Source organism: Poseidonibacter lekithochrous, from assembly GCF_018861145.1.
GTDB lineage: Bacteria > Campylobacterota > Campylobacteria > Campylobacterales > Arcobacteraceae > Poseidonibacter > Poseidonibacter lekithochrous_A.
This window is the reverse complement of record NZ_JAHKQT010000017.1, coordinates 220,637-245,555: the sequence shown is the minus strand read 5'-3', so window position 1 is coordinate 245,555 and position 24,919 is coordinate 220,637. Positions and strand designations below refer to the sequence as shown.

General features: G+C 27.0%; 25 protein-coding genes and 7 tRNA genes. 7 read left to right on the top strand and 25 right to left on the bottom strand.

Annotated elements, in window-relative coordinates; genetic code table 11:
- Positions 1-36: 36 nt before the first annotated feature.
- From argS to KO488_RS07095, 9 genes are all read right to left on the bottom strand, one after another.
- On the bottom strand, positions 37-1,626 hold the full coding sequence (gene argS, locus KO488_RS07135) for an arginine--tRNA ligase (RefSeq protein WP_216058099.1): 1,590 nt from the start codon (positions 1,624-1,626) through the stop codon (positions 37-39).
- Between the two features lie 9 nt (positions 1,627-1,635).
- Entirely contained in the window at positions 1,636-1,872 is a 237-nt protein-coding gene (gene tatA, locus KO488_RS07130) for a twin-arginine translocase TatA/TatE family subunit (protein WP_216058098.1), read from the bottom strand.
- 62 nt (positions 1,873-1,934) lie between these two features.
- The gene (locus KO488_RS07125; protein ID WP_216058097.1) at positions 1,935-2,321 is read right to left on the bottom strand and encodes a fluoride efflux transporter FluC; all 387 of its coding nucleotides are present in this window, start codon (positions 2,319-2,321) and stop codon (positions 1,935-1,937) included.
- On the bottom strand, positions 2,311-2,997 hold the full coding sequence (locus KO488_RS07120; RefSeq protein ID WP_216058096.1) for a lysophospholipid acyltransferase family protein: 687 nt from the start codon (positions 2,995-2,997) through the stop codon (positions 2,311-2,313). The genes KO488_RS07125 and KO488_RS07120 overlap by 11 nt, the downstream gene beginning before the upstream one ends.
- Positions 2,984-4,054, bottom strand: a complete 1,071-nt coding sequence (locus KO488_RS07115) for a hypothetical protein (RefSeq protein WP_216058095.1) — start codon at positions 4,052-4,054, stop codon at positions 2,984-2,986. The genes KO488_RS07120 and KO488_RS07115 overlap by 14 nt, the downstream gene beginning before the upstream one ends.
- Positions 4,055-4,096: 42 nt before the next feature.
- Positions 4,097-4,768 (bottom strand): phosphoribosylformylglycinamidine synthase I, encoded by a 672-nt coding sequence (purQ, locus tag KO488_RS07110; RefSeq protein ID WP_216058094.1) that lies wholly within the window; start codon positions 4,766-4,768, stop codon positions 4,097-4,099.
- 1 nt (position 4,769) lies between these two features.
- A complete protein-coding gene (gene purS / locus KO488_RS07105) occupies positions 4,770-5,015 on the bottom strand; it encodes a phosphoribosylformylglycinamidine synthase subunit PurS (RefSeq protein ID WP_216058093.1) in 246 nt (81 codons plus the stop codon).
- Positions 5,016-5,114: 99 nt separating this feature from the next.
- Entirely contained in the window at positions 5,115-6,068 is a 954-nt protein-coding gene (locus KO488_RS07100) for a phosphoribosylaminoimidazolesuccinocarboxamide synthase (RefSeq protein WP_216058092.1), read from the bottom strand.
- An 11-nt stretch (positions 6,069-6,079) separates the two neighbouring features.
- Positions 6,080-7,369, bottom strand: a complete 1,290-nt coding sequence (locus tag KO488_RS07095; protein ID WP_216058091.1) for a S41 family peptidase — start codon at positions 7,367-7,369, stop codon at positions 6,080-6,082.
- A 114-nt stretch (positions 7,370-7,483) separates the two neighbouring features.
- Here KO488_RS07095 and KO488_RS07090 point away from each other — a divergent pair, with 114 nt between their 5' ends.
- Both KO488_RS07090 and KO488_RS07085 read left to right on the top strand, forming a co-directional pair.
- Entirely contained in the window at positions 7,484-8,065 is a 582-nt protein-coding gene (locus KO488_RS07090; protein WP_216058090.1) for a hypothetical protein, read from the top strand.
- Between the two features lie 9 nt (positions 8,066-8,074).
- Positions 8,075-9,058, top strand: coding sequence for a hypothetical protein (locus KO488_RS07085; RefSeq protein ID WP_216058089.1), 984 nt, complete (start codon positions 8,075-8,077; stop codon positions 9,056-9,058).
- Positions 9,059-9,121: 63 nt separating this feature from the next.
- Here KO488_RS07085 and dksA read toward each other — a convergent pair whose 3' ends face one another.
- A complete protein-coding gene (gene dksA, locus KO488_RS07080) occupies positions 9,122-9,487 on the bottom strand; it encodes an RNA polymerase-binding protein DksA (protein ID WP_216058088.1) in 366 nt (121 codons plus the stop codon).
- 442 nt (positions 9,488-9,929) lie between these two features.
- On the opposite strand from dksA, the gene KO488_RS07075 reads away from it, so the two are divergent.
- The 3 genes from KO488_RS07075 to KO488_RS07065 are packed head-to-tail and all read left to right on the top strand — an operon-like array spanning position 9,930 to position 12,738.
- Complete coding sequence (locus KO488_RS07075) at positions 9,930-11,108, top strand: ABC transporter permease (protein ID WP_216058087.1); 1,179 nt, start codon at positions 9,930-9,932, stop codon at positions 11,106-11,108.
- A complete protein-coding gene (locus KO488_RS07070) occupies positions 11,105-11,773 on the top strand; it encodes an ABC transporter ATP-binding protein (RefSeq protein ID WP_216058086.1) in 669 nt (222 codons plus the stop codon). The genes KO488_RS07075 and KO488_RS07070 overlap by 4 nt, the downstream gene beginning before the upstream one ends.
- On the top strand, positions 11,770-12,738 hold the full coding sequence (locus tag KO488_RS07065) for a hypothetical protein (protein ID WP_216058085.1): 969 nt from the start codon (positions 11,770-11,772) through the stop codon (positions 12,736-12,738). Before KO488_RS07070 ends, KO488_RS07065 begins: the two co-directional genes overlap by 4 nt.
- 20 nt (positions 12,739-12,758) lie before the next feature.
- Here the strand turns inward: KO488_RS07065 and KO488_RS07060 are convergent, their stop codons facing one another.
- On the bottom strand, positions 12,759-15,560 hold the full coding sequence (locus KO488_RS07060; protein WP_216058084.1) for a DEAD/DEAH box helicase: 2,802 nt from the start codon (positions 15,558-15,560) through the stop codon (positions 12,759-12,761).
- 74 nt (positions 15,561-15,634) lie between these two features.
- Between KO488_RS07060 and KO488_RS07055 the strand changes: the two genes are divergently transcribed.
- Both KO488_RS07055 and KO488_RS07050 read left to right on the top strand, forming a co-directional pair.
- Positions 15,635-16,351 (top strand): hypothetical protein, encoded by a 717-nt coding sequence (locus KO488_RS07055; protein WP_216058083.1) that lies wholly within the window; start codon positions 15,635-15,637, stop codon positions 16,349-16,351.
- 18 nt (positions 16,352-16,369) lie between these two features.
- Positions 16,370-16,717, top strand: coding sequence for a DCC1-like thiol-disulfide oxidoreductase family protein (locus KO488_RS07050; protein WP_216058082.1), 348 nt, complete (start codon positions 16,370-16,372; stop codon positions 16,715-16,717).
- Between the two features lie 7 nt (positions 16,718-16,724).
- Here KO488_RS07050 and KO488_RS07045 read toward each other — a convergent pair whose 3' ends face one another.
- The 14 genes from KO488_RS07045 to KO488_RS06980 form a co-directional block, all read right to left on the bottom strand.
- Positions 16,725-17,285 carry a TetR/AcrR family transcriptional regulator gene (locus tag KO488_RS07045; protein WP_216058081.1) on the bottom strand — a complete coding sequence of 187 codons (561 nt, stop codon included), beginning with the start codon at positions 17,283-17,285 and terminating at the stop codon, positions 16,725-16,727.
- A gap of 71 nt (positions 17,286-17,356) precedes the next feature.
- The gene (locus tag KO488_RS07040) at positions 17,357-20,296 is read right to left on the bottom strand and encodes an EAL domain-containing protein (RefSeq protein ID WP_216058080.1); all 2,940 of its coding nucleotides are present in this window, start codon (positions 20,294-20,296) and stop codon (positions 17,357-17,359) included.
- A gap of 147 nt (positions 20,297-20,443) precedes the next feature.
- Positions 20,444-20,520: transfer RNA gene (locus KO488_RS07035), tRNA-Met, on the bottom strand.
- A 42-nt stretch (positions 20,521-20,562) separates the two neighbouring features.
- Positions 20,563-20,639: transfer RNA gene (locus tag KO488_RS07030), tRNA-Arg, on the bottom strand.
- Positions 20,640-20,711: 72 nt separating this feature from the next.
- Positions 20,712-20,788: transfer RNA gene (locus KO488_RS07025), tRNA-Gly, on the bottom strand.
- A gap of 42 nt (positions 20,789-20,830) precedes the next feature.
- Positions 20,831-20,915, bottom strand: a tRNA-Leu gene (locus KO488_RS07020).
- A gap of 29 nt (positions 20,916-20,944) precedes the next feature.
- A tRNA-Arg gene (locus KO488_RS07015) sits at positions 20,945-21,021 on the bottom strand.
- A gap of 11 nt (positions 21,022-21,032) precedes the next feature.
- Positions 21,033-21,109: transfer RNA gene (locus KO488_RS07010), tRNA-His, on the bottom strand.
- 9 nt (positions 21,110-21,118) lie between these two features.
- Positions 21,119-21,195 (bottom strand) — tRNA-Pro (locus KO488_RS07005).
- Between the two features lie 100 nt (positions 21,196-21,295).
- Positions 21,296-21,607: a divalent-cation tolerance protein CutA gene (gene cutA / locus KO488_RS07000; RefSeq protein ID WP_216058079.1), complete on the bottom strand. Its 312-nt coding sequence runs from the start codon at positions 21,605-21,607 to the stop codon at positions 21,296-21,298.
- Positions 21,604-22,989, bottom strand: a complete 1,386-nt coding sequence (locus KO488_RS06995) for an NAD(P)H-hydrate dehydratase (protein WP_216058078.1) — start codon at positions 22,987-22,989, stop codon at positions 21,604-21,606. Before KO488_RS06995 ends, cutA begins: the two co-directional genes overlap by 4 nt.
- A 15-nt stretch (positions 22,990-23,004) precedes the next feature.
- Positions 23,005-23,385 (bottom strand): translation initiation factor, encoded by a 381-nt coding sequence (locus KO488_RS06990; RefSeq protein ID WP_216058077.1) that lies wholly within the window; start codon positions 23,383-23,385, stop codon positions 23,005-23,007.
- Positions 23,386-24,387: a tRNA (adenosine(37)-N6)-threonylcarbamoyltransferase complex transferase subunit TsaD gene (tsaD, locus tag KO488_RS06985; RefSeq protein ID WP_216058076.1), complete on the bottom strand. Its 1,002-nt coding sequence runs from the start codon at positions 24,385-24,387 to the stop codon at positions 23,386-23,388.
- Positions 24,384-24,914, bottom strand: coding sequence for an RBBP9/YdeN family alpha/beta hydrolase (locus tag KO488_RS06980; protein WP_216058075.1), 531 nt, complete (start codon positions 24,912-24,914; stop codon positions 24,384-24,386). The genes tsaD and KO488_RS06980 overlap by 4 nt, the downstream gene beginning before the upstream one ends.
- Positions 24,915-24,919: the final 5 nt, after the last annotated feature.

Below are 24,919 nucleotides of genomic sequence, written 5' to 3'. Positions count from 1 at the left end.
CAACAGCAATTGTTAAAATAATTATAAACCATTTCATTACATTTTATCCTTAGCTTTAATTCCTAATAAACTTAAACCAACTCTAATACTTAATGCAGCCATACTAAGAGCTTTTAGGTACATATTTTGTTCATCACTTCCTACAACTTTATAATCATTGTAGAACTTATGTATAGAAGCTGCTAATGAAGTTAAATATTCAGTGATTTTTTGCATTTCTCTTTTTTCAAAAGCTTCATTTAAAACTGAACCTAATAATAAAGATTCATAAATTAAATTTAAACCATCTTGATTTAAATTCTCAAAACTTTCATCTTTAATATCTTCAAAAGTTAATTCCGCTTTTTTAAATACTTGATTAATTCTAGCATGAGCATAATTAATATAAAAAATAGGATTTGAGCTATCTTGATTAGTTAATCTATCTAAATCAAACTCTAAATGTGTATCACTTTTTTTAGTTAAAAATACAAATCTTAAAGCATCTGAACCAATTTCATTTGTTATATCAGACATTAAGATTACATTACCAGCACGCTTAGACATTTTATATGGTTCTCCACCTTTTAAAAGTGAAACCATTTGAGATAAAAGTACTTCAAGTTTAGAAGAATCATTTCCTAAAAACTCAATTGCAGCTTTAACTCTTTTAATATAGCCATGGTGATCAGCTCCCCAAATATTTATATATTCGTCAAAGCCTCTGTCATATTTATTTTTATGGTAAATAATATCACCTGCAAGATATGTTGGAATTCCATTATCTCTTACAACTACTCTATCAACATCATCACCAATATTAGTTGAACGAATCCATACTTTATCATCTTTAGTATAAAGTGAATCATTATCTTCTAATACTTTTCTAGTTTCATCCCAAGCAGAATATAGAGATTTTTCAGATACAAAAGTATCAAATTCAATACCTAAATCTTTTAGATCACTTGTAATAATATCCATTACTAAATCTTTTGCAAAAAATGCAATTTCTTTATATCTAGATTCATCTCTTAAAGCATCTTTCCCAAATTTTTCTATTACAAGTGGTGCAATTTGTTCTAAATATTCACCTCTATAGTAAGTCTCTGGATATTCAACCTCTTCTTTAAAAATAAACTCTCTAGCAGCTAGTGAAATTGAAAGCCCTAGCATATCCATTTGAGCACCTGCATCATTTACATAGTATTCAGTTGTAATATCAAAACCTAAATGTCTTCCAACTCTAGCAATTGTATCACCTTGAATTGCGCCACGTGCATGACCTATATGCAATGGACCAGTTGGATTTGCTGAAACATATTCTAAAAGAATCTTTTTATCTTTTTTTTCTTCTTTTGCAAATTCACTTTCACTTTCAAGCGATTTGTCAACTAACTCTTGTAAAAAAGTTGCAGATAATTTAAAATTTATAAAACCTTTTACAGCTTCAACTTTTTCAAATATCTTTGGATCATCAAATTTTGAAGCTAATTCCTCAGCAATAATCATTGGTGATTTTCTTAACTCTTTTGCAAGTGAAAATGCTACAGGCGTTGCATAATGACCAAAAGAAACATCTTTTGGTTTTTCTAGAACAACACTTGCCTCTAATATCTTTTCAATATATTCTTTTACTAAATTTTGCAATATTTACTCTTATACTGTTTTAGTTTCGTTTTTATCATCTACTTTAGTTTCAGTTTCAGATTTTTTTTCGATTTCATCATTTTTTTTGTCAGCAACTTCAGCTTCTTCATCGTCTTTTACAGCTTTTTTGAAGTTTTTGATTCCAGAACCAAGACCTTTAGCTAATTCAGGTATTTTTTTACCTCCAAATAGTAGTAATACTACTAATGCTATTAATATCCATTCCATTCCGCCTGGCATACCCATGACTAATCCTTATGTTAATTTGGACTTATTATAACTTTTTAATGCTTAAAATTTTTTGTACTTTATTTTAAAAGAAAATTGATAATTTTATAACCAGAACCAGCAGCTAGAATTGTTCCAAATAAATTTAATACCATATTTGTAATTGCTAAGTATATAGATGTTCCGAATAATAAATATGACTCAATTGCAAAAGTTGAATATGTAGTAAGTGCACCTAAAAAGCCTGTAGTTAAAAATGCTTTTAGAGTATCGGAAACTGTAAAATGAGTAAAATATGCAAATAAAATTCCTATTATAAAAGAACCTATTATATTTACAAGTAAAACTCCCATAGGAAAATCTAAAGGAATATATTTATTAGAGAAATGAACACTATATGCTCTAGCAATTGCTCCTAGAAAGCCTCCAGCACCAATTGCTAAAATAGTTTGCCAACTAAGAGTCATACTTTTTTATTTCTTCTTCAAAAAGAGTTTTCATTTTTTCTTCAGTATCTTCAAACCATGATGTTGATTTATCTGCTTGAATTGGATCTAAATATATTACTTTAACTACACCAGGACTAGCTTCAAGTTTTTTTGAATCTACAATATTTCTAGTATTAAAAATTAGAACAGGTTGAACTCTTAATTTATATTTATTTGCAACCATTTTAGCACCAGCTTTGAACTTAAGCATTTTTGTCCCATCTGATCTTGTTCCTTCAGGAAACATTGCAATTGGTCGACCTTTTTCTAATCTATCTTTTACTTCTTTAAATAAATGCATTATTCCTGCTTTATTTTCTCTATCAATTGAAATCATGCGAGGAGCTTTTATAATATGTCCAAAAAAGAATAAATCAGATATCTCTTTTTTTGCAACCCATGCTAAATCTCTATTGTGAATATGTTCCATTACAATAATATCAAGTAAAGATTGATGGTTCATAAGAACTAAATCACAAGATTCATCTAAGGTACCTTGTGTTTGTAATTTTATACCTAAAAGTTTCATTTGTATTTTCATCCAAATTTTTATTACTTTATGAGTATGATTCCTAAACAAATACATTGCAAGTACTGTAATAGCAACTGTAATTGAAAACTGTATGAAAAGTATTATTCCTCTAATTCTTGCCAAAATTTTCTTCCTTAATCCAACCAATAAACTTTTTATCAATTCCCATTACTTTAATAAACTCTTTTTTCTCATTTAGCACTTCAACTTTTTCTTGATTTTCAAGTTTAAAAAATATAGTAGAATTTTTTGTTGGTAAAATATAAATATAAGAGTCTTTTTTTACAACTCCAGTTTTATTAGGCATTAAATATATAATAGTAATAATTAATAGAATAACAGAAATTCCTAAATATATTCTATTTCTTTTCCAAATATAAAGTAATATAAAAAGGCCCAATAATACAACAACTGCAATTTTTTTATACTTTTCAAAATTCGAATCATTTGGATTTAAATCTGTTTGAGTGCTTACTAATTCATTTTGTAGAATCAATGGAACAGTAATAGTTATAAAACTTTTACTAGTAGTATTATAATAAGTAAACTGAAGTTTTTTCTTGTGAATTGGCATAACTACATAATAAATCATATTCTGGTTAGGATAATTATCATTTAGTTTAGAAGTACCTTGTTCTTCTATTCCAAAAATTGAGAAATCTTCAAGATTAGAATTGATTGCATCTACATCAATTATTGTTAATGATTCTTTATTATTATATTGTTTGGTTTTATATGCTTTTAGTTTAAAATCTTTTGCAATTACATTAGAAAATCTTTCATCACCTTTTGCAATATCTGAATAAGCAATACTTCGTGAAGATAGATTTGATACTTCAATAATATTTCCATCTTTTACTAATTTATTAGAAAAAGTTGGTAATCTAAAACTTCCCTTATCAGCTTTGAAAAAGAACTTATTTTCATAATTTGCACCAGATGTATTTACCCACTTACTATTTGGATTAAGTACTTTTATATTTCTTGCATTTGAAAAAGATGTTGTAATATAATCAAAGTTTTTCGTTGTTACTAGAGCTTTTATAGTTACTTCAAACTTTTGATTTTTATAAACTTGTTTTGGAATTTCCTTATATGATACATATAAGTTTTTTGCAGCAAATAAGTTTATTGATAATAAAATATTTGCTAAAATTATTAGAGATAATATTTTTTTCATAATTAGCTTTTTCAGAATAAGGATATAGCCAAAGCTATATCTTTATTGTAAAAAACCCTTAAGCATTCTTACTCCATCATCACCACCAAGCAAATTTTCCATTGCTCTTTCTGGATGAGGCATTAAACCAAAAATATTTTTTTCTTTATTACAAATACCTGCAATATTAGAAACAGAACCATTTAAATTTCTTGTAGTTCCATCTTCATTACAATATTTTAATAATATTTGACCATTCTCTTCTAATTGTTTTAAACCTTTTGCATCAATGAAATAATTACCATCATGATGAGCAACTGGAACATTAACAACTTCATCTTTTTTAAGTAGTGATAAAAATGTATTATTATTATCAATAACTTTTAAATTGTGAAATTTAGAAATAAAATGTAAAGAATCATTTCTCTTCATAGCTCCTGGTAATAAACCAGCTTCTAATAAAATTTGGAATCCATTACAAATTCCTAAAATTTTACCACCACTAGCTGCATACGCTTGAACTGAATCCATGATATTTGCAAATCTAGCAATTGCGCCTGATCTTAAGTAATCACCATACGAAAATCCACCAGGAATTACTAAAAGGTCTGTATCTTTTGGAATATTCTTTTCTTTGTGCCAAACAATTTCTACGTCTGCACCTAATTGTTCAAAAGCATATTGTGTATCATACTCACAATTTGTTCCTGGAAATTGTAATACTGAAACTTTCATATTAACCTACTATTTCGATATCGTAATCTTCAATAACAGTATTAGCAAGAAGTTTTTCACACATTTTTACAACTTCTTCTTTAGCTTCAGTTTCATTTGAAGAGTTTAATTCAATAATAATTTGTTTACCAATTCTTACGTCTTTTACTACTTCTTTGAATCCTAAAGTATCTAAAGCATGATGAGTTGCTTTACCTTGATCGTCTAATACGCCTTGCTTTAATGCTACATTTACAATTGCTTTCATTTATTCCCTTCAATTTATATTTTTGCGATTATATCTAAAATTACCTTTAGGTAGTTTAGAAAAAAACACTCTATATTTATGACTACATCTATTTTTAAGCTACTTACTTAAGCTATTTAGAATAGTAGTATACCCATTTAAAATTGTATTCTTAATAGAATCAGGTACATTTACTTCTAACTTTTCACCGCCTTTTAAATCTTTTGATTTTTCTTTCCAGTTATTTTCTTTACCGAAATTTCTTAAAATTTGTTTATCCATAGAAATATAATTTGCATTCTCAAAATCTTCTCGTGCAATAAATCTTGAACTTTCAGGTGTTAAAACTTCATCCCCTAAAACCCATTGTCCAGATTCATCAATAAATATTTCAAATTTTGTATCAACAACTACAATTCCATTATCATATGCAAATTTTGTAAAGTCTTTAAATAATTTTTCCATACTAGAAATGATTTCTGGAAATTTTTCTCTAACAATTTTAGAGTTTAAAGGTACATCTTTAATACCCTTAGTAGTTGGAGTAAATAACGGAGTTTCAAATTTATGCCATTGTTTTAAATCAGAAGATAAATCTAAACCATAAGGATCACTTCCATTTTGACAAGCATCAAATAATGAACCTGTTAAATAGTTTCTAAAAATAAATTCAAACTGTACAAGCTCACCATCAATTTCAGCTTCCAAAGGTTTACATAATTCCATTAGTTGACATCTAGGAGCGATGCTTAAGCTTTGGTCAATCTTTTCAGATAATATTGCAGTTCTAATGCCAGATTTTTTTGCAAATAGTGCACCATTATTTGAAATTGCAGTTTGAGACACACCCTTACCTTCAATTTCTAAATTTAAAGGAATATCAAAAACTGAACATCTATCACTTCTTACTAATAAAACCTTTCGATCTTCACCTGGACAAGTATATAAATCTGCATTTTTCCCAATATAAAAAAGGTTATATCCTAATTCTTCAAGTTCATCTATACCTTTTTTTGATGTTGTTTTCTTTGATTCTGGCCAAAGCCCCAATGCAACAATATCACTAATTTTCATTTATTCTCCTGTTATTCATTTATAATTATAAGACTTTTTAAAATACCAATTGAAGTATTTAGTTGATTATCATTTAAAACATCTTCTTTAGTAATAATCTTATTATCTTCTTTATTTTCTTCTTGTTCTTTTTTTACTTTTTCATCTACTTTTTCTAATTCACCTTCAAGATGTTTTTTTAGATCTGCTTCTTTTATTTTAAACTCAGAATCTTCACCTTGTGTAGCTTTTCCTGAAAAGGCAATAATATCAGGGGTAACACCTACTGCTTGAATTGTTCTACCACTTGGTAAATAATACTTTGCAATTGTAAGTTTTATAGTCTCTTTTCTATCTTTTGTAATAGGTAAAATGGCTTGAACTGAACCTTTACCAAATGTTTTTTCACCAATTAAAATAGCTCTTTTATGATCTTGTAATGCTCCTGAAACAATTTCAGAGGCAGAGGCTGAACCACCATTTATTAAAACAACCATAGGAAGTCTTGAAGCAGTGTTAGAACTTGTTGCTTCAAATTTTTCTTCGTCTTCCTCATCTCTACCTTTTTGAGATACAATAACACCTCTATCAACGAATAGATCAACTACTCCAATTGCTTGTGAAAGTAAACCACCTGGATTATTTCTTAAATCAAGAACTAAACCTTTTACATCTGGATTATCTTTGATAGCTTTTTCTAAACCATCAACTACTTTTCTATCAAAACTTGAAACTCTTAAGTATAATAAATTTTCATTTTCAAATGTTTTTGAAAATACTGATTGAATTTTAATAATATCTCTTGTAATTTTAATTTTAACGGGTTTATTTTCCGATTTTCGAACAACTGTTAATAAAATATCAGTTTTTGGTTTTCCTCTCATTAGGGAAACAGCTTCATCCAAAGTCATATTTAAAGTTGATGTTTCATCGATTTTTAAAATAATATCAGAAGATTTTATTCCTGCTTTAAAAGCTGGAGTATCATCAATTGGAGAAATAACAGTTAAAGCACCATCTCTCATTCCAACAGTGATTCCTAAACCACCAAACTCACCCTTTGTTTGAATATTCATCTCTTTTGAAGATTTAGCATCTAAAAAAGTTGAATGAGCATCTAATTCTTGCATAAGCCCTTTAAGTGCTTTGTTTACAATTTCTTCTAATTTTATATCATCAACATAGTATTTTTCAACTGTACCGATTACTTTTGTTAATTTTGATAATGACTCAAATCTCGATTTCTCTTCGTTTTCTTCATCTGCAACGATAGATTGAGAGAATAATAATCCAAGAGATATTGCTACTAATAATTTCTTCATATGTATATAACCTTTTAAATTTATAAAGATAAATTATACAAAAAAGTTTATAAAAGTAAGGTTTTATAAACTTTTTTGTACTATATCATCTAGTTTTAAAAAAGGTTTATAAATATGAGTATGAAAGAAAATGTTGATTTTGTTAAAGATGAGCTAAATAGTGAAGAAAAATTCCTAGAAAGCGTTGTAAAAGTTGAGAGCTTTTATAAAAGATATAAAGCTTTAATTATAGGTCTTGTTTCAATTGGAATAATTGCAGCAATTGCTATAGGTATTAATAGTTATAATAATGAAAGAAATAAAACAGCATCAAATATTGCATTTGACAAAGTAATTGCCAATCCAAAAGATACCCAAGCACTAGATACTTTAAAAGAAACAAATAATAAACTTTATGAAGTAGCTATGTATTTACAAGCTAAAAAAGATGGTAATTATCCTGAAACAAACATTCCTTATTTAAAAGAATTATCAGAATATCAAAAAGCATTAATAAGTAATGATGTTGCAAAGTTAAATGAATTATCTATGAAAAGTGATTTTTTACTTAAAGAGTTTGCAATATTTAACAAAGCATTACTTTTAGCTAATGAAGGAAAATATAAAGAGGCAAAAGTTGCACTTACACTAATCCAAAAGTCATCAAAAGCCTCTGAATTATCTACATTATTAGAACACTATTTACTTACAAAATAAAGGAATATTATGAAGCACTTTTTAATTTTATTAGCTACATTATTTTTAATAACAGGATGTGGAAGTAAAAAGTATTTTGAGCCAGAAAATGTAAAAAGTACTTTAAAAGTAGATGAGTCAACTTTATCTTCTTCTATAAAATCCATGAATAGAGATGGTGCAACTTTAGAAGACGGTACGATTCTTACAAGAGATGGAATTTCTGACTTTAAACTTCCTGAAAATTTTGATTTTTTAAATGTTAGTAATACAGGAAAAATTCTTGCAACTAACTATAAAGATACATTATTAATTGGTAATGAAGAGTTAAAAGTAGAGAATATCGTAGTTGCTGCTTCTTTAAAAGATAATAAACTTGCATTAGTTTATTCAAATAATTCTATTGAACTATTTGATATTGAAACGAAGAAGACACTTTTTAAAGAATATTTATCAATATCTCTAGCAAATGATACAAGAATTGCAAATCCACACTTTATGGGAAATTTAGTTCTTTTCCCTACATTAAATGGAAAGATTATTATTATATCAACAAAAACAAATGAATCTGTAAAAAATATATCTGTTGACTTAGACAATGAATTCAATAATATTATATTTTTAAAGGTAATTGAAGATAAACAAACTTTAATTGCAGCAACTGCAAATAAAATCGTAACAATATCTACAAAAAATATTCTTTCAAAAGATTATGAGATTAGAGATATTATTGTAAATAAAGAAAATGTTTATATTGCAACTATTGATGGAAGACTAGTTCAATTAAATCTAGCATTAGAAGAGATACATAGTAAAAAATTCAAGTACTCAAAAATTCATGCACTTGCATTTACAAATTCATTATATGCAATTGAATCACAAGAATTTATTATAAATATAAATGATGATTTTACAAATGATAAAGTTTATAATTTTGATTTTGATAATGAAGAAAGATTAATCGTTATTGGAAATAAAATATATACTGACTCAAGAGTAATAACACTTCCATAATCTTCTAGAAAATACTATTAGGATAAGACCTAATAGTATTTTATTTTATACTATCTTTAACTACTAATGTTTTTTAGCTTGTTCTTTTTCAAAAACTTCTCTACACTCTGTACAAAACTTAGCAAATGGCTTAGCTTTTAATCTACCAATAGGAATAGTAATACCACACATTGAACAAGTTCCATAAGAACCATCTTCAATTTTCTTAATTGCTTCTTCAATCTGTTTTAACTCAGCTAATTGATGATTAGCTATCATACCTTCTGTAAATGAATCACTTATTACTTCCGCATAATCTAGATCATCTTTAATGTCTTGATCTTTTAGTTGATCAATATTATCTCTACTTCCATTTATATTTTTTAGAATTGTCTCTTGTCTTTGGATTAATGTCTCTTTTAATTCACTAATCTGTTGTCTATTGGGCATTAAAGTTCTCCTTAGTTATATATATAATTATATACTTTTTATTATATATATAATATAAGAGCTTTACAAGTCACTATTTTTAGGTACTTCTAAACAGAAAAGTTTTATTCTTCAAGAGTAATAAAAACTAAAAATTTAACACTTTATTAATGTTATAAAGATAAAATGACTAATAAATTATAGGAGCTTTAAATCACTACTTTAAGTAAAAACTTTTTATTAACAATATTATCATTATTTTCTTTATTAATTTTCTTTATTTTTATTCATGCTAATTTTGAAAAGAAAAGTAATTTATTCACAAAAAGTATTTCAACTCTTATAAAGATTCCTGGAATATCACTTTCTACTTCAGAATATGAGCCAAGGATTAGAGTATATGAAGATTTTTCTCATATTACTTATCCTGGACAAAGAAAAATAAATTATTTGGATTTCGTATATGAAAACTAGTACTTTTTTAAACTTTTTATTTTTATTGATTTATAAGCATAAATCAAAACATATAGCAATTTCTTTAATATCAATTTTAATTGTATTTTTAATATCTTCAATACTTTTTATATCATCATCAGTTCAAAAAGAAGTCTTTAATACTCTAGATGCACAAAGCGATTTTGTAGTTCAAAGAATAAAATCAGGTAAAATAGTAAATACACCTAACTCATGGATTGAAGATTTTAGAGAGATAAATGGTATTTCAAATATCCAACAAAGAGTTTATGGACAATATTTCTTTGAACCTTCAGAAAAATATTTTACAATTGTAGGTATTGATTTATTTGAAGAATCAACTAATAAAAATATAAAAGAGCTTTTAAAAATACTAGATATTGAGAATTTCTTAGAAAAAGATTCAATGATTATAGGAAATGGAGTAAAAGAAGTACTCAAAGAATTTCACTATTTTAATGATTACTCATTTAAATTATATAATAGAGAATTAAAAGAAGTATCAATTTTTAAAGCCTTACCTAAAGATGCAAATATAATTGCAAATGATTTAATTATTATGGATATTTCTCTTGCTAAAGAGATTTTAAATATAAATGAAGATGAATCCACTGATATAGTTTTAAATATACCAAATGAATTAGAACATTCCAATATCAAAATAGAACTTATTTTAAAACACCTAGATATAAGAGTTATTCAAAAAGAGGATATTAAAAAAGCCTATGAAAATCTATATAACTATAAAGGTGGTATTTTCTTGATTTTATTTATTATTGTTATGATAACTTTTGTTTTAATTCTTTACCAAAGATATACGATGATTAGTTCAAGTGATAGAAAAGAAATTGGTATTTTAAGAGCTGTTGGTTGGAGTATAAAAGATGTAATAAGACTAAAGATTTGGGAAACTTTTATCATTGCTTTTATTTCTTTTCTAATTGGTGTTATTATTGCTTATATTTTTGTTTTCTTTTTAGATGCTCCCATATTAAGTAATATCTTTTTAGGTTTTGGAAACTTAGAGAATAGTGTTTCATTTTCACCAAATATTGATTTTTCAACTATTACAACACTGTTTTTATTTTTTATAATTCCTTTTATTTCTGCTGTTTTAATCCCTACATGGAAAATTGCAGTAATTGAGCCAAGTGAGAGTATGAAATGATAAAAGTAAATAATTTAAATAAAGTATTTAATCAAAATACAAAAAAAGAGTTCAAAGCTTTAAAAGATATAAATATAGAAATTCAAACTTCTTCATGTGTTATATTAAAAGGTGTTAGTGGAAGTGGAAAGTCTACTTTACTTTCTATTTTAGGTGCTTTATCAAAACCCTCATCTGGGGATGTAATTATAAATAATGATAGTATTGCAAAATTACCTGACTTACATAGTTCAGCTTTTAGAGCAAAGAATTTAGGATTTATTTTCCAATCTTATAATCTATTTAATGAATTAACTGTTGAAGAAAATGTTTCGATTCCTTTAGTTCCTTTAGGTCTTAGTCAAAAAGAAATTAATCAAAAAGTTCTAACTGCTTTAACTCTTGCAAATATTGAACATAAAAAACATGAAACTGTATCAAACCTTTCAGGTGGAGAAAAACAAAGAACAGCAATAGCAAGAGCTTTAGTTAATAATCCTGATATTATTCTTTGTGATGAACCAACAGCTAATTTAGATAATGATAATTCATTAAAATTTATTGAAGTTATGAGAAACTTAAAAAAGCTTAATAAAACAATTATAATAGCAACACATGATCCAATTTTTGATAATCTTGATTTTGTTGATAATACTATAAATATAAAGGATGGAAAAATTACGTGAATAATGTACTTTTATCAAATGAAATAATTGTATTTTTGTTTACTCAAATAATACTTTTATCACTTCTTACTATCTCTTTTTTTTATTCACTTTCTATTATAAAAAACTGGGATTATACAAAGACTACTCAAGAACAATATAAACTTGAGAAACGTTCATATTTAGTAATACTAATAATTAGTTTTACAATGCTTATAAAAATATTTTTAATGCCCTATTTTGCATATAGTATAGATATTTTATCGCATATAGTACCTGGTGCTATGTGTGCAGCGGGAGTTATTGGTGCAAATGAGTATGGACAACCTCTTTTAACTTTTAAAGTTGTTCTTCTATTTTTTATAGGTATTTGGATGATTTTAAATACACTAGATTTAAAAGAAAAAACATATCCATATACAAAGAAAAAGTTTTATTTTTTTATTCTAATCTTTTTACTTGTAATTATTGAAACAACAGTTGATATATTATACTTAACAAATATCTCTACGCAAGAACCAGTACTTTGTTGTTCTGTAATTTTTGGTGCAAGTTCAACAGGAGGACAAATACCATTTAATCTAAATATTCCTATGCTTTTAGTTTTATTTTATTTATTATATTTTTTAAGTATTTTTGTAAATATTCAAAAAAATCCGTATTTAAATATTATTGTAAATATTTTATTTATTTACATTGCATATTATGCCGTTACATACTTTTTTGGCACTTATGTATATCAACTTCCAACTCATCAGTGTCCATTTTGTATGTTACAACATGAGTACTTTTATATTGGATATTTTATTTGGGGATCATTATTTTTAGGTGTATTTTTTGCTTTTGCACATGCAGTATTAAAACTACTTATAAATAAAAGTCTTGATTATACATTAAAGTATTCACTGATTTTTAATACACTTTTTGTTCTTATTTGTACTTTTTATACTCTTAAATACTATTTTGTAAATGGTGTTTTTTTATAGTATTTACAAAATATATTTTATTAAACTATTTTTGTAAACTCTTCATAAAGTTTATCATCTAAAGCAATTTCTAGTTTTAGATGAACGCTTATAGGTTTATTTCCTTCATATTTAATAGTATTTGCAAGACCTAAATAAATAAAGCCTTGAGTCTTTTTATCAACTAGTACAAATTTTCTTACAAAAATATGTAGTTTTACATTTAACTTTTTATTGTTTATAAGTTTAGCTCCATCAATACTATCTTGTGAAGTACTTGGCTTACTTTGATATGTAAAAGTATCTTTTGATAAAAAAGTATTATCATAATATGAAGATTTAGAGAACTTCACTTTTTCTAGATTTATAAATAAGAAGAAATCATCTTTATACTTTAAAAATCCACTTCCTCTAAAAGAAGAATGTATTTTATTAAAATTACAAAGTTGTGCGATATTTAACATATTGTATTTAGTATATAATTTTAAAAATGGTAGGGAATAATCTTCTCTTCCAAACTCTTTTTCATAGTGCATAATCCCATAATCTAAACTATCTTCAAATATTTTTTTATACTCTTTATTTTCAACTAAGGATTCAAACTCTATTGATTTTACTAATTTGTCATCTTTAAACTCCACAAGTTTTAAATATCTGCTAACTTGCGCTTTATCAAAATAGTCTTGATTTAAAAAATTAAAACTATGAAGTATTATATCTCTATTGATTTTATTTAAATATTTTTTTAAATTTACAAATGCAATTTCTTCATCTATATAATCATTTGAAAGTAAATATCTTAAAACAACAAACTCATAAACTCTTTTTACAGGAAGTAAATACTCTATAAATCTAATCGCTTTTGTAAATACCTCATCTTTACAAAAAGTATTAATCTCTTCATCTCTTTCAACCTTAGATAAAAACTCTATATAAGACTTTGAATCACTTATAAAATTTAATGGCGTTAGTAAATCTTCATACTGTAGGAAATCTACTAATTTTGGTCTTCTATTTCCTAAAATAGATTTAAACTCAAAATACTGTTCTTTTAAATATTTTAAATGATTAAAGTTTTCTTTATCAATTTGTTCTAATATTCTTTGTTTTGAAATCTCATCCATTTTGATAAATACATTTTGCATATTTGCAAAATTATTCTTTAAAGATATTTTTATACTCTCTTTATCAATTGCTTTATTTCCAATAAGAGCAAGTGCTATTAAATATGCTTTATTATGGTTACCAATAAAATCTAAAACTGTTAGAAACTCTTTACCCTTATATTTACGTAAACCGCGACCTAGTTGTTGAGTAAAGATAATTGGAGAGGAAGTAGGACGAAGCATTAGAACTGTATTTATTGAAGGGATATCAATTCCTTCATTAAAAATATCAACTGTAAAGATTACTTCTAAAGTATTTGTCTCATCTTCAAGATTTTTTATAGCTTCTTCTCTTTGAGATATAGTGTTATTACTTATAAGATATGTAGAATTTATACCTGCTTTATTAAACTGCTCACTCATATAGATACAGTGATCTTTTGATACACAAAATGCAAGTACTTTTCTTTTATTTCCACAGTTATCATCATTTTCACAATACGAGTAAAAATTCATCTTTTCAATTATATATTCAACTCTTTGGTTCACTTTTAAAACTTTAGTAATCTCTTCAATCTTTGTCATATCAAGACTTGAATAATCAATGCTACTAATATCAGTAATTCCATAATAATGAAAAGGTACTACAAGTTTATTTTCCAAAGCATCATTTAATCTAATATCACAAGCTATATTGTTATCAAAAACTTTATAAATAGAGCTACCATCCATGCGATTTGATGTTGCAGTAAGGCCAAGTAAGAACTTTGTATCAAAGTACTCTAGAACACGCTTATATGAAGGAGAAACTGCATGATGTGCTTCATCTACTATTATATAATCAAACTCTTTTCTTTCAAACTTTAAAAAGTCTAAACTCATAGTCTGAATAGTAGAGAATAAATACTTTTTATTTAGCTCTTTTTTATTTCCTGTGTATAAACCACAAGTAAAAGAAGAATCAACGATACTTTCAAAACTCTGCTTTGCTTTTATTAAAATATTTTCTCTATGAACTAAAAAAAGAACTCTTTTGGGTCTTGCCTTTTTTACATCGAAAGCACTAAGATATGTTTTTCCTGTTCCAGTTGCTGCAATTACTAAAGCTTTTCTTTGTCCATTTTCTCTTAAACTCTCTAAATTTAAAAGAGCCTCTTCTTGCATATAGTTTATATTTAATTTTTCAAAATTAAAAGTATTGTTAAAAGCTTTTTTTTCTAGAGTTTGTTTAAACTCTTTATACTCTTTTAAAAACTGTTCATTTACAAAATAAGAATTTTCCCATAAAATATTAAACTCATTTACTACTTCAGTTAAAAACACATCATCTTTTTTTGATATTGTTTTTATATTCCATTCAATATTTGTTTTAAAAGCACTTGCTGTTATATTTGAAGAGCCTAATAACAACTCATAACTACTATCTAGTTCAAAGATATAAGCCTTTGAATGAAAGCCTATATTTGTTTTGCTACTATCATAGATTTTTAATTCAATATTTTTAAACTCTTTTATTTTTTCTAAGGCTTTGACTTCTGTAAAATTTAAATAAGTAGATGTTAAAACTCTACCCTTTACACCTTTTTGTTCTAAAGTTTTTAAAGTATCAAGTAAGAGTTGAAGTCCTGAGAAGTTTATAAAAGCCACGTTAAATATAAAACTATTACATTTAAGAAGCGATTCTTCAAGATGATTATAAAAGTTCGTAGATTGATTATTTGTAATTAGTGTGTTCAAAAAAAGCCTTACATTTATTGCAATTATTGATTATTATAATTAAATGAAACGTAATATATGCTAAAATCCTTTTTATGAGCCTTGATAATACAATTTACTATTTAACATATGAAAATATAATAGATACAGATATACTTTTTAATGATATTTATTCTAATGAAAATACAAATTACTATTTTAGTGATGACTTCTCAAAAGAGTTTTATATTCATCTTGCACGCTGTGGTTTTATCTCAACTACAACTATATATGAAGATAAACTTTACTTACTTCCTGAACTACAGTTTGAATATGCTCTTTTAGATTTTGAAAATTTGCATATAAGTAAAAAAGTAGAAAAACTACTAAAGAAAGATAATTATAAATTTCAAATCAATACAAGATTTGATGAAGTATTAGAGAAAATTGATCAGTATCATAATCCAAATTGGTTAATAGGTGATTATCATAAACTATTACTTGAACTTAGGCAAAAAGATGACTCTCTTCCTGATTTTACTATTATGAGTGTAGAAATTATAGATAAGCAAACAGATGAATTAATAGCTGCAGAAATTGGCTACAAGATTTATGATACATATACTTCTCTTACAGGTTTTAGTTCAAAAGAAAAGAAATACAATAATTATGGAAAATTACAACTAGTTCTTTTAGCAAAGTATTTAGAAAAAGAAAACTACGTTTTTTGGAATTTAGGACATCCTTATATGCAATATAAGTTTGATTTAGGTGCTATTAAATACTCAAGAGATGATTTTTTAAAACGATGGTTACCAAAGGTATTTATTTAAAATTAAATGGGAGTTAAAATGAACAAAGTTTTTTTATATTATGATGGAGAGTGTCCATTTTGCAATAGATATGCAGATTTTTTAAAACTTAAAAAATGTTTTGATTTAACTATATATGATGCAAGAATTGATTTGTCTTGGAAAAAATATAAAAAAGACATAATTCTCGATGATGGAGTAATACTTATCTTTGAAAATAAATGCTACCAAGGAGTAAGTGCAGTTGAAATGCTTATAAGTATTTGTAAATATGATGGAGTTTTTTATTCTTTACAGAAATTCATTTTTACAAATAAATTTCTTGGTAACATAGTATATAATTGTTTTAAATTCTTTCGTAAAATTGCATTATGGATTAAATCATAATTTAAAGCTATTTAATCATATTTAAAATATTTCTCATAATACTTTCGCCCTCTTCTTTAGAGTGATTATATTTCCCATAAATATTAAAACCATGAATAATAGTCATAATTGTAAGTGCCATAGTTTTAACATCACCAGTAAAGTCACCATCTTCTTTTGCCGCTTCCAAGTTTTTTTCTATTTGTAAACGTAAACTTTCAAAATAGCTTTTTGGGATTTCAAAAGCATCATCATTCATAAACTCACCTTTTCCCATGCAGTTATTAAATAAACATCCTTTAAACTTATCATGAAAAGAGAAGTTTGTTAAAAAAAGTTCTATACCTTTTTTTCCTGGATTATCTTTTAAAAGTGTAATAATCTTTGAGGATCTTTTTAAATAGTAATTATCAAGTGAATCTTTGAAAATACCTTCTTTATCTTTGAATAAAGAATACATAGTTCTTCTATTTAAACTTGTATGCTCAACTAATTCAGCCATTGATACATTTTCATATCCTTTTTGCCAAAAAAGCTCCATTGCATTATCAAGTACATTATTTAAATCATATTCTACAGGTCTTGCCATATTTAAACTCCATTTGTAATATTATAGAACAATAGTTCTACATTGTCAATAAATAAAAATTCAAACTCTTTCTAAATTTTAAATCCTTTTTTAAGAAGTATTTCAAATTTATCAGCAGGTATAGGTTTAGAATATAAATATCCTTGGATATTTATACAACCACTTTTAACTAAAAAATCTTTTTGTTCTTTTGTTTCAACACCTTCTGCAATAACTTTTAAATTTAAACTCTTTGCTAAAGCTATAACTGCTTGTGTAATTCCAACATCTTCTTCATCATCAGGTAAATCTCTGACAAAAGCTTGATCGATTTTAAGCTTATCAATTGGTAACCTTTTTAAATATGCTAAAGAAGAGTAACCTGTTCCAAAATCATCAACTGCCAATTCAACACCTAAATCACTTATTTTACTAAGAATTTTAATAGCTTTTTCTGGATTTGTCATAATCTGATCTTCTGTAACTTCTAACTCAATCCATCGTTCTTTACATTCTGTCTTTACCATAAGTTCTTCAAACATTTCTATAAAATCTTTTTCATAAAGTTGTTTTACTGCAAGATTCATAGCTAAAATACCTGGATTTAAACCTTTTTTATACCACTTTGAGACTTGACTCATAGCTTTTTCCATAACAATTCTATCTAGATCAACAATTAATTCTGTTGATTTAGCTAAAGAAATAAATTTATCTGGTGGCACAATCCCCATTGTTGGGTGTTCCCATCTGACTAAGGCTTCTAGTCCTATTATTTCATCTGTAATTCCATTTATTTGTGCTTGATAATAAACTACAAATTGATCTTCTTTCAATGATCTCCTAAGACTTGCCTCCATAACAACTCTTTCAAATGCAAGTTCTGTCATAGAAGAGTTGTAATACTGGAAGTTATTCCTACCTTCGTCTTTTGCTTTATACATAGCAGAATCTGCAAATTTAAGAAGGTTTTGAGTTGATTCTCCATCATTGGGATATATACTAATTCCAATACTACTTGAAATATAAAATGTATTATTTCTAGTATACATAGGTTTTGATAAAACTTTTAATATTTTTTTAGCTATTTTTGAACTGTCTTGAGCTTCAGTTAATTCTCCTAAGATTATTGTAAATTCATCACCACCTAATCTTGACACAGTATCTTCTTCTCTAACAACTTTTTTTAATCTATTACTAACAATTTTCAGGATTTCATCACCAATATCATGTCCAAAAGAATCATTAATCTCTTTAAAATGATCAAGGTCTATAAATAATAGCGCTGTTTTTGTTCTCTTTCGTTTTGAAGATTGTATTGATTGTTCTAACCTATCTTGAAAAAGAACTCTATTTGGTAATCCAGTTAAAGCATCATGATGTGCTTGATGAATAAAAATATCTTTTTGTTTTTTTAATTCTAATTCCATCTTACGCTGATGTGTTATATCTGCATATGAACTTAATGTCCCAATAATATAATTATTTTCATCTCTAAGTGGTATTTTAGAAGTTAATATAACAGCTGTTTTTCCATCTCCATTTGTTTGAAATTCTTCAAAATTAATTTTCTCAACTCCTGTATTTATTACTTTTAAATCATCCTCAACATAATATTGAGCTTCTGTTTTATTCCAAGGCATATCAAAATCTGTTTTACCAATAATTTCATTTATGTTTTTAATTCCTGCATCTTTTAGAAATAATTTATTTGCACCTAAATATCTACAATTTCTATCTTTCCAAAATATTCTTACGGGAACTGTATTTATGATATTTTGAACTAGTTTATATTGAGAAGATAAACTTTTATTTAAATTTTCTATTTCTGTAGTTTCAAAACCATAAATAAGTATATTATTTGAACCTCTAGAACCTATACAGTTTAATAAAAAATATCTATCTTTTACTTGTATTGTAATACTCTTATTTTCTTGATTATCTATCATATTATAGATATTTTCAGTTTCAAAGCTAGGAAAGATATCAGATATCTTTGTAATACTAGGAAGTATTACTTTCTTTGCTTTATTTTCAAAACTAATATTACCCTCTCTATTAAATGCAAATACTGGTTCTTTATTGTACTTTGGGAAATCAATTAAATTAGAATTTTTTGAATAAATAGAATCTAATATATTTTTTAATGCAATATTTTCTTTTAAAAGTGGATTATTATCATTTTCAACTTCATTAATTATTGGTGCATTTTCTTTTCTACACCATTCGTTCCATCCAGCGAAATATACTCTAATATGATTATATCCTAGTTTTCTAAGTGCTATATAAGTATTTGATAATCTTGCACCTTTAAAACAGTATAAAATAATATCATCATTTTTCTTTATATTTTTTTGTTTTAACTCTTTTTGTATTTTATCAAGTGATTCCACACTTAACATATTACTAGTAATAAATTTATACCACTCTATCCAAATAGCATTAGGCAATCTTCCTTTTTTAGGAGCAAAATCTATTCCAAAAGGTGAAGAACTAATACCTAGCCACTCATCTTTATCACGAACATCTAGTTTAATAATTTTTGGATTATCTATGCATGCTAACATTTCATTATAATCTACAAAAAAGCTTTCATCTATTCTTGATATAAATTTCTTTTTTATATTATGAGTAGTAGTTTTACTTATTTTATAACCACTTTCTTTCCAATTAAGAAAACCACTATCTAGTACTTTTATCTTATCTTCATCATACCCCAAATATTTTAGAATACTTAAACCACGAGGTGATTTTAGTGTAAATTTATCTTCATAGAATATAACTATTTCATCTTTACAAACACCAGCTTTTGAGAATAATTCTTCATAAAAGCTGATAAAAGATTCTTTCTCTTTTCTTGTTGTAATACCCTTTGGCAAATAAGTAAAAACTTCAGTGAAATTTACAGCAGTATCAATATGCCCATTATCATACTCTTCTTTTAATCTAACATCAATAATAACTATTTTCTTCTTACTTTCTAATAGTTGATTTAATTCATCTGCTTGTATCATAAAATCAATATAGTTTGACATTAAAGCTCCAATGATTATTGTTTATCTGAAGTGACAGTATAATATATTAAAGCTAATAATTAAGAAATAATTTTATACATAAAAATTGAGCAAAAAAAAAGCTTTCATCTAAAAGAACCTAAGTTCAAATAGATAAAAGCTTGTAATTGGTTGCGGGAACAGGATTTGAACCTGTGACCTTCGGGTTATGAGCCCGACGAGCTACCGTGCTGCTCTATCCCGCGACCTGATATTAATTCCTATTAGAAATTAAAATTATTAAAAAGTGGTACTCCCAGCACGATTCGAACGTGCGACCTACGCCTTAGAAGGGCGTTGCTCTATCCAGCTGAGCTATGGAAGCATTCTATATAGTTTAAAAATAAAAAGCCTTGAATCAAAAGTTTTAAAAACTTCTTATTCAAGGCTTTTTAAATGGAGCGGGAAACGAGACTCGAACTCGCGACAATCTGCTTGGAAGGCAGAGGCTCTAGCCAACTGAGCTATTCCCGCAAAAGTATAAATTCAGAAAACTGAAGATACTTTAAGTATAAATGGTGCGGATGAAAGGACTTGAACCTTCACGCCGTAAAGCACTAGATCCTAAGTCTAGCGTGTATACCAATTTCACCACATCCGCATTATCTTTTTTTCTAAAAAGATTAAAAATGGTACTCCCAGCACGATTCGAACGTGCGACCTACGCCTTAGAAGGGCGTTGCTCTATCCAGCTGAGCTATGGAAGCAATTTAAAAAATGGGGTGGGTAACCGGGTTCGAACCGGCGACCCTCGGTACCACAAACCGATGCTCTAACCAACTGAGCTATACCCACCACATATAATGGTCGGAGTGAAAGGACTCGAACCTTCGACCCCCTGGTCCCAAACCAGGTGCGCTACCAGGCTGCGCTACACTCCGCCAATCACAATTCTTACGAAAAGTGGACGGAATTATATTATGTTTTTACTATTTTGTCAAGAGTAAATTTAACAAATTGAGAAATTTAGCTAAATTTAATTTAATTTGTATTTTCTTCAATAAATCTTAAATATTTTTTCCCTGAATTTGTTATATCTATTTCTATAATTTCAGGAACATCATAACTATGATATTCTTTAATTTTATTCTTTACTTTTTCAAAGTTTTCTTTTCTAGTTTTAATATTAACTAGTATTTCATTATCACAACAAAACTCATTATTCCAAGTATAAAGAGATTCACATTCACTTAACTGCACACAAGCAGCAAGTCTTGCATCAATTAAAATCTTCGCAATATTTTTTGCTTCAGTTTTTGAAGCGCATGTTGTTTGAACTAAAACTATTTTCATAATCTTCTTACCTCTTCTATTAAATCAGATGGAATTAGAGAATAGTCATTTCTCTTAAAGTTTGCAGCTGCTAAAGCATGTGCTAAACTTGCATTAATTGCTGCATCCAAGGGTTCATATCCTTGTGCAAGTAGAGAACCTACTAATCCACTTAAAACATCACCACTTCCACCTTTACTTAATACAGCAGTTCCGAAAGTATTTATATATAAATTCTCACCTTGTGAAATAATTACATTTGTTCCTTTTAAAAGTAATACTACTTTTGGATATTTTAAACAAAATTTTTCTACATATTTAATGCGGTTGTTTTGTAACTCATCAATTTTAATATCAGCTATATCACATATTTTTAAAAGCGAACAAAACTCTTTTGGATGTGGAGTTAAAACAATATCTTCATCTAAAACTTCAAGTAATAATTCATCATAAAATAAATCTGCATCAACTATTTTTTTTACATCTTTAGAAAGTATTTTTTTAATCTCTTCTGTTTCATATTTTCCAAGCCCCATACCAATTGCAATTGCAGTACAGTTTTCACTTATAAAATGAGTTTGCATAATGTGATAAGGTAAATCAAGGTTTTCATGACATACAACACTTACAATCCCAGCACCAAATCCAAAGGCAGCTTTTGCAGCTATTATCCCTGCCCCTTTTTTACATCCGGCAACCACATTTAAGTGACCATATGAACCTTTATGTGAGTTTTGTATATTTCTAAATGGCAGTTTTAAATCTTTCTTTTCAAGAAGATATTTATTTGTATTTGTTTCATAAAGTTTTCTTTGTATTCCTAGGTCAGCCACTTTAATCTTACCTACATAATCTTTTGCAGTATCAGAGAAAAGTGAAGTTTTTAAAGCTCCCATTGTAATAGTAATATCAGCATAAAAAGCAACTGAGTCTAGTTGTCCATCATTAAAAATACCACTTGGAATATCACATGCAATTTTAATAGCTTCCATATTATTTATTTTCTTAATTAAAGAAATAGCTTCATTATCAAGTGGTTTATTTAATCCTGAACCAAAAATACAATCAACTATAATATCTGTATTCTCAAGTTCACTAACAACAGGAACACCTAGACTCTTTACCCTTTTATATTGAATCTTTCCAATATTTGTTTTTGCTTCTTTATAAAAATATAAAGACACGTCAAATTTTGTATGTAATAATCTTGCAAGTGTAATACCATCTGCGCCATTATTTCCAGAACCACATACTATTAAAATAGATTTTTTATCATAAAATTTTTCTTCAATATATAAAGCCATACTATTAGCAGCATGTTCCATAAGTATATCTTCATTTAAAGAAAACTCTTCATAACATCTTTTATCTAAAGAGCCTACCTCATCAAATATTTTTTGCATTAAAAATCCTTTTTCTTATCTAAATTTCCATCCATCTGCTTTTAAAATTGTGATAATCTTCTCTTTTACATCACCTTGTAGTTCTATCCATTCATCTTTAATAGCACCACCACAAGCTAACTTTTTCTTTAAAAGTTTTAGTATCTCTTTTTTATCTGCATCATTTAAAGAAAATCTACCTACTAAAGTTACTGGTTTCCCTTTTCTTTTTTCATAAGTAAATACTAATTGATGTTGATTCTTTGGCAAGATTTCATTTTTATTGAAAGTACTAGGAGCTGTTGGTTTATTGTTCTTACTATTTTTATTATTAGGTTTTGATTTCTTTGGTTTTTCATTATGTTTTGATGTATCATGATTATCTCCATCAAGTTTTGCACCCATTTCAAATATCATTTAAAATCCTTTTAGTCTTGATTGTACATCTATGTCATCAAGCTTTGTAAATTCTTTTTGCTTGTACTGCTCAACTGCTACTCGACCTATCATTGCAGCATTATCACTACAGTATTTTAATTGACTTAGATGTAATATTGTTCCATTTTTCTTACATAACTCTTCTATTTGCGTTCGAAGGTAAATATTAGCACTTGCTCCACCAACTATTGCAAAGTTTCTAGGAACTTTTTGTTTAAATAGTTTCTTTGTTTTTTGCATAATATGTGCAATTGCTGTTTTTTGAAAAGATGCACAGATATCATATTTATCTTGGTCACTAACTATTCCATCTTCGCTAACACACTTTTCTATTAAAAGCCGCACTGCATTTTTAAGACCTGAATATGAAAACTCAATATTTGGACTTTGTCTTAAAGGAACTGGTAATTCAAATCTATTTTCATCACCTTTTAATGCATACTCTTGAACCACTGGACCACCAGGATATCCAAGACCTAACATCTTTGATACTTTATCAAAGCTCTCACCAAAACTATCATCCATGGTACTTGCTATTAAATTCATATCATTTAATGAATTTGCTTCTATTATTTGAGTATGTCCACCTGAAACTAATAAAATAGTAATTGGAAGAACTTCCTCTTTTTCTATAAAAAGAGAATAGATATGACCTTTTAAGTGATTAACAGAGATTAGAGGAAGATCAAGCGAAATACTTAAAGCTTTTGCCATAGTAACTCCTTCCATTAAAGTAACTGATAATCCAGGAGCTGATGTAACAGCTATTGCTTTTAATTTTGGAAAGTAGTCTACGCACTCTTCTAATATTTTGGGTAAGGCTTCAATATGTAATCTTGCAGCTAATTCAGGAACTACTCCACCATAAATACTGTGTTGTAATTCTTGAGATATTTTCTTGTGATAAACTAACTCTAAAGTTTCACTATTTGTTATTGCAATTGAGCTATCGTCACATGAACTTTCAATACTTAAAATCATTTAGTAAGCCAATCTAATGCAAAATCATGCGAACCAAAACCAGAGTCTGCATTTATATGTCCTGCATTTCTGAGTACATTTATTTCAATATTTAATTTTTCTTTTAAATCTAAGGCTTCATCTTCTGTCATATAAGGATCATTTGTTGATGCTAACATAATAATGTCTTTAGCTTTCAAATCTTTTGCGATTGGGTAAGGATAAAAAGTACTCGCAGCCTCAACTACTCTTTCTCTACTAACAGGAGCTACTAACATAAGTTTTTCTAAACTAACATTTAATTCATCACAAGTATGAAACCATAATACGTTTGCTAAAGAGTGGCAGATAACAATATCTGGATTAAAATGTGATATTTCTTTCTTTAAACACTCTTTCCACTCTTCAAGTTTTGGATTATCTCTATTTGGCATTACAGGAAAAGATACAGTGTAATGCTGTTTTATTAAATCAGCTGCCAAACAAGCTTGCCAGTGAGGATAATCACTACCACCTAAACCATGTAATATTAAAACTCTTTTACTCAAAACTC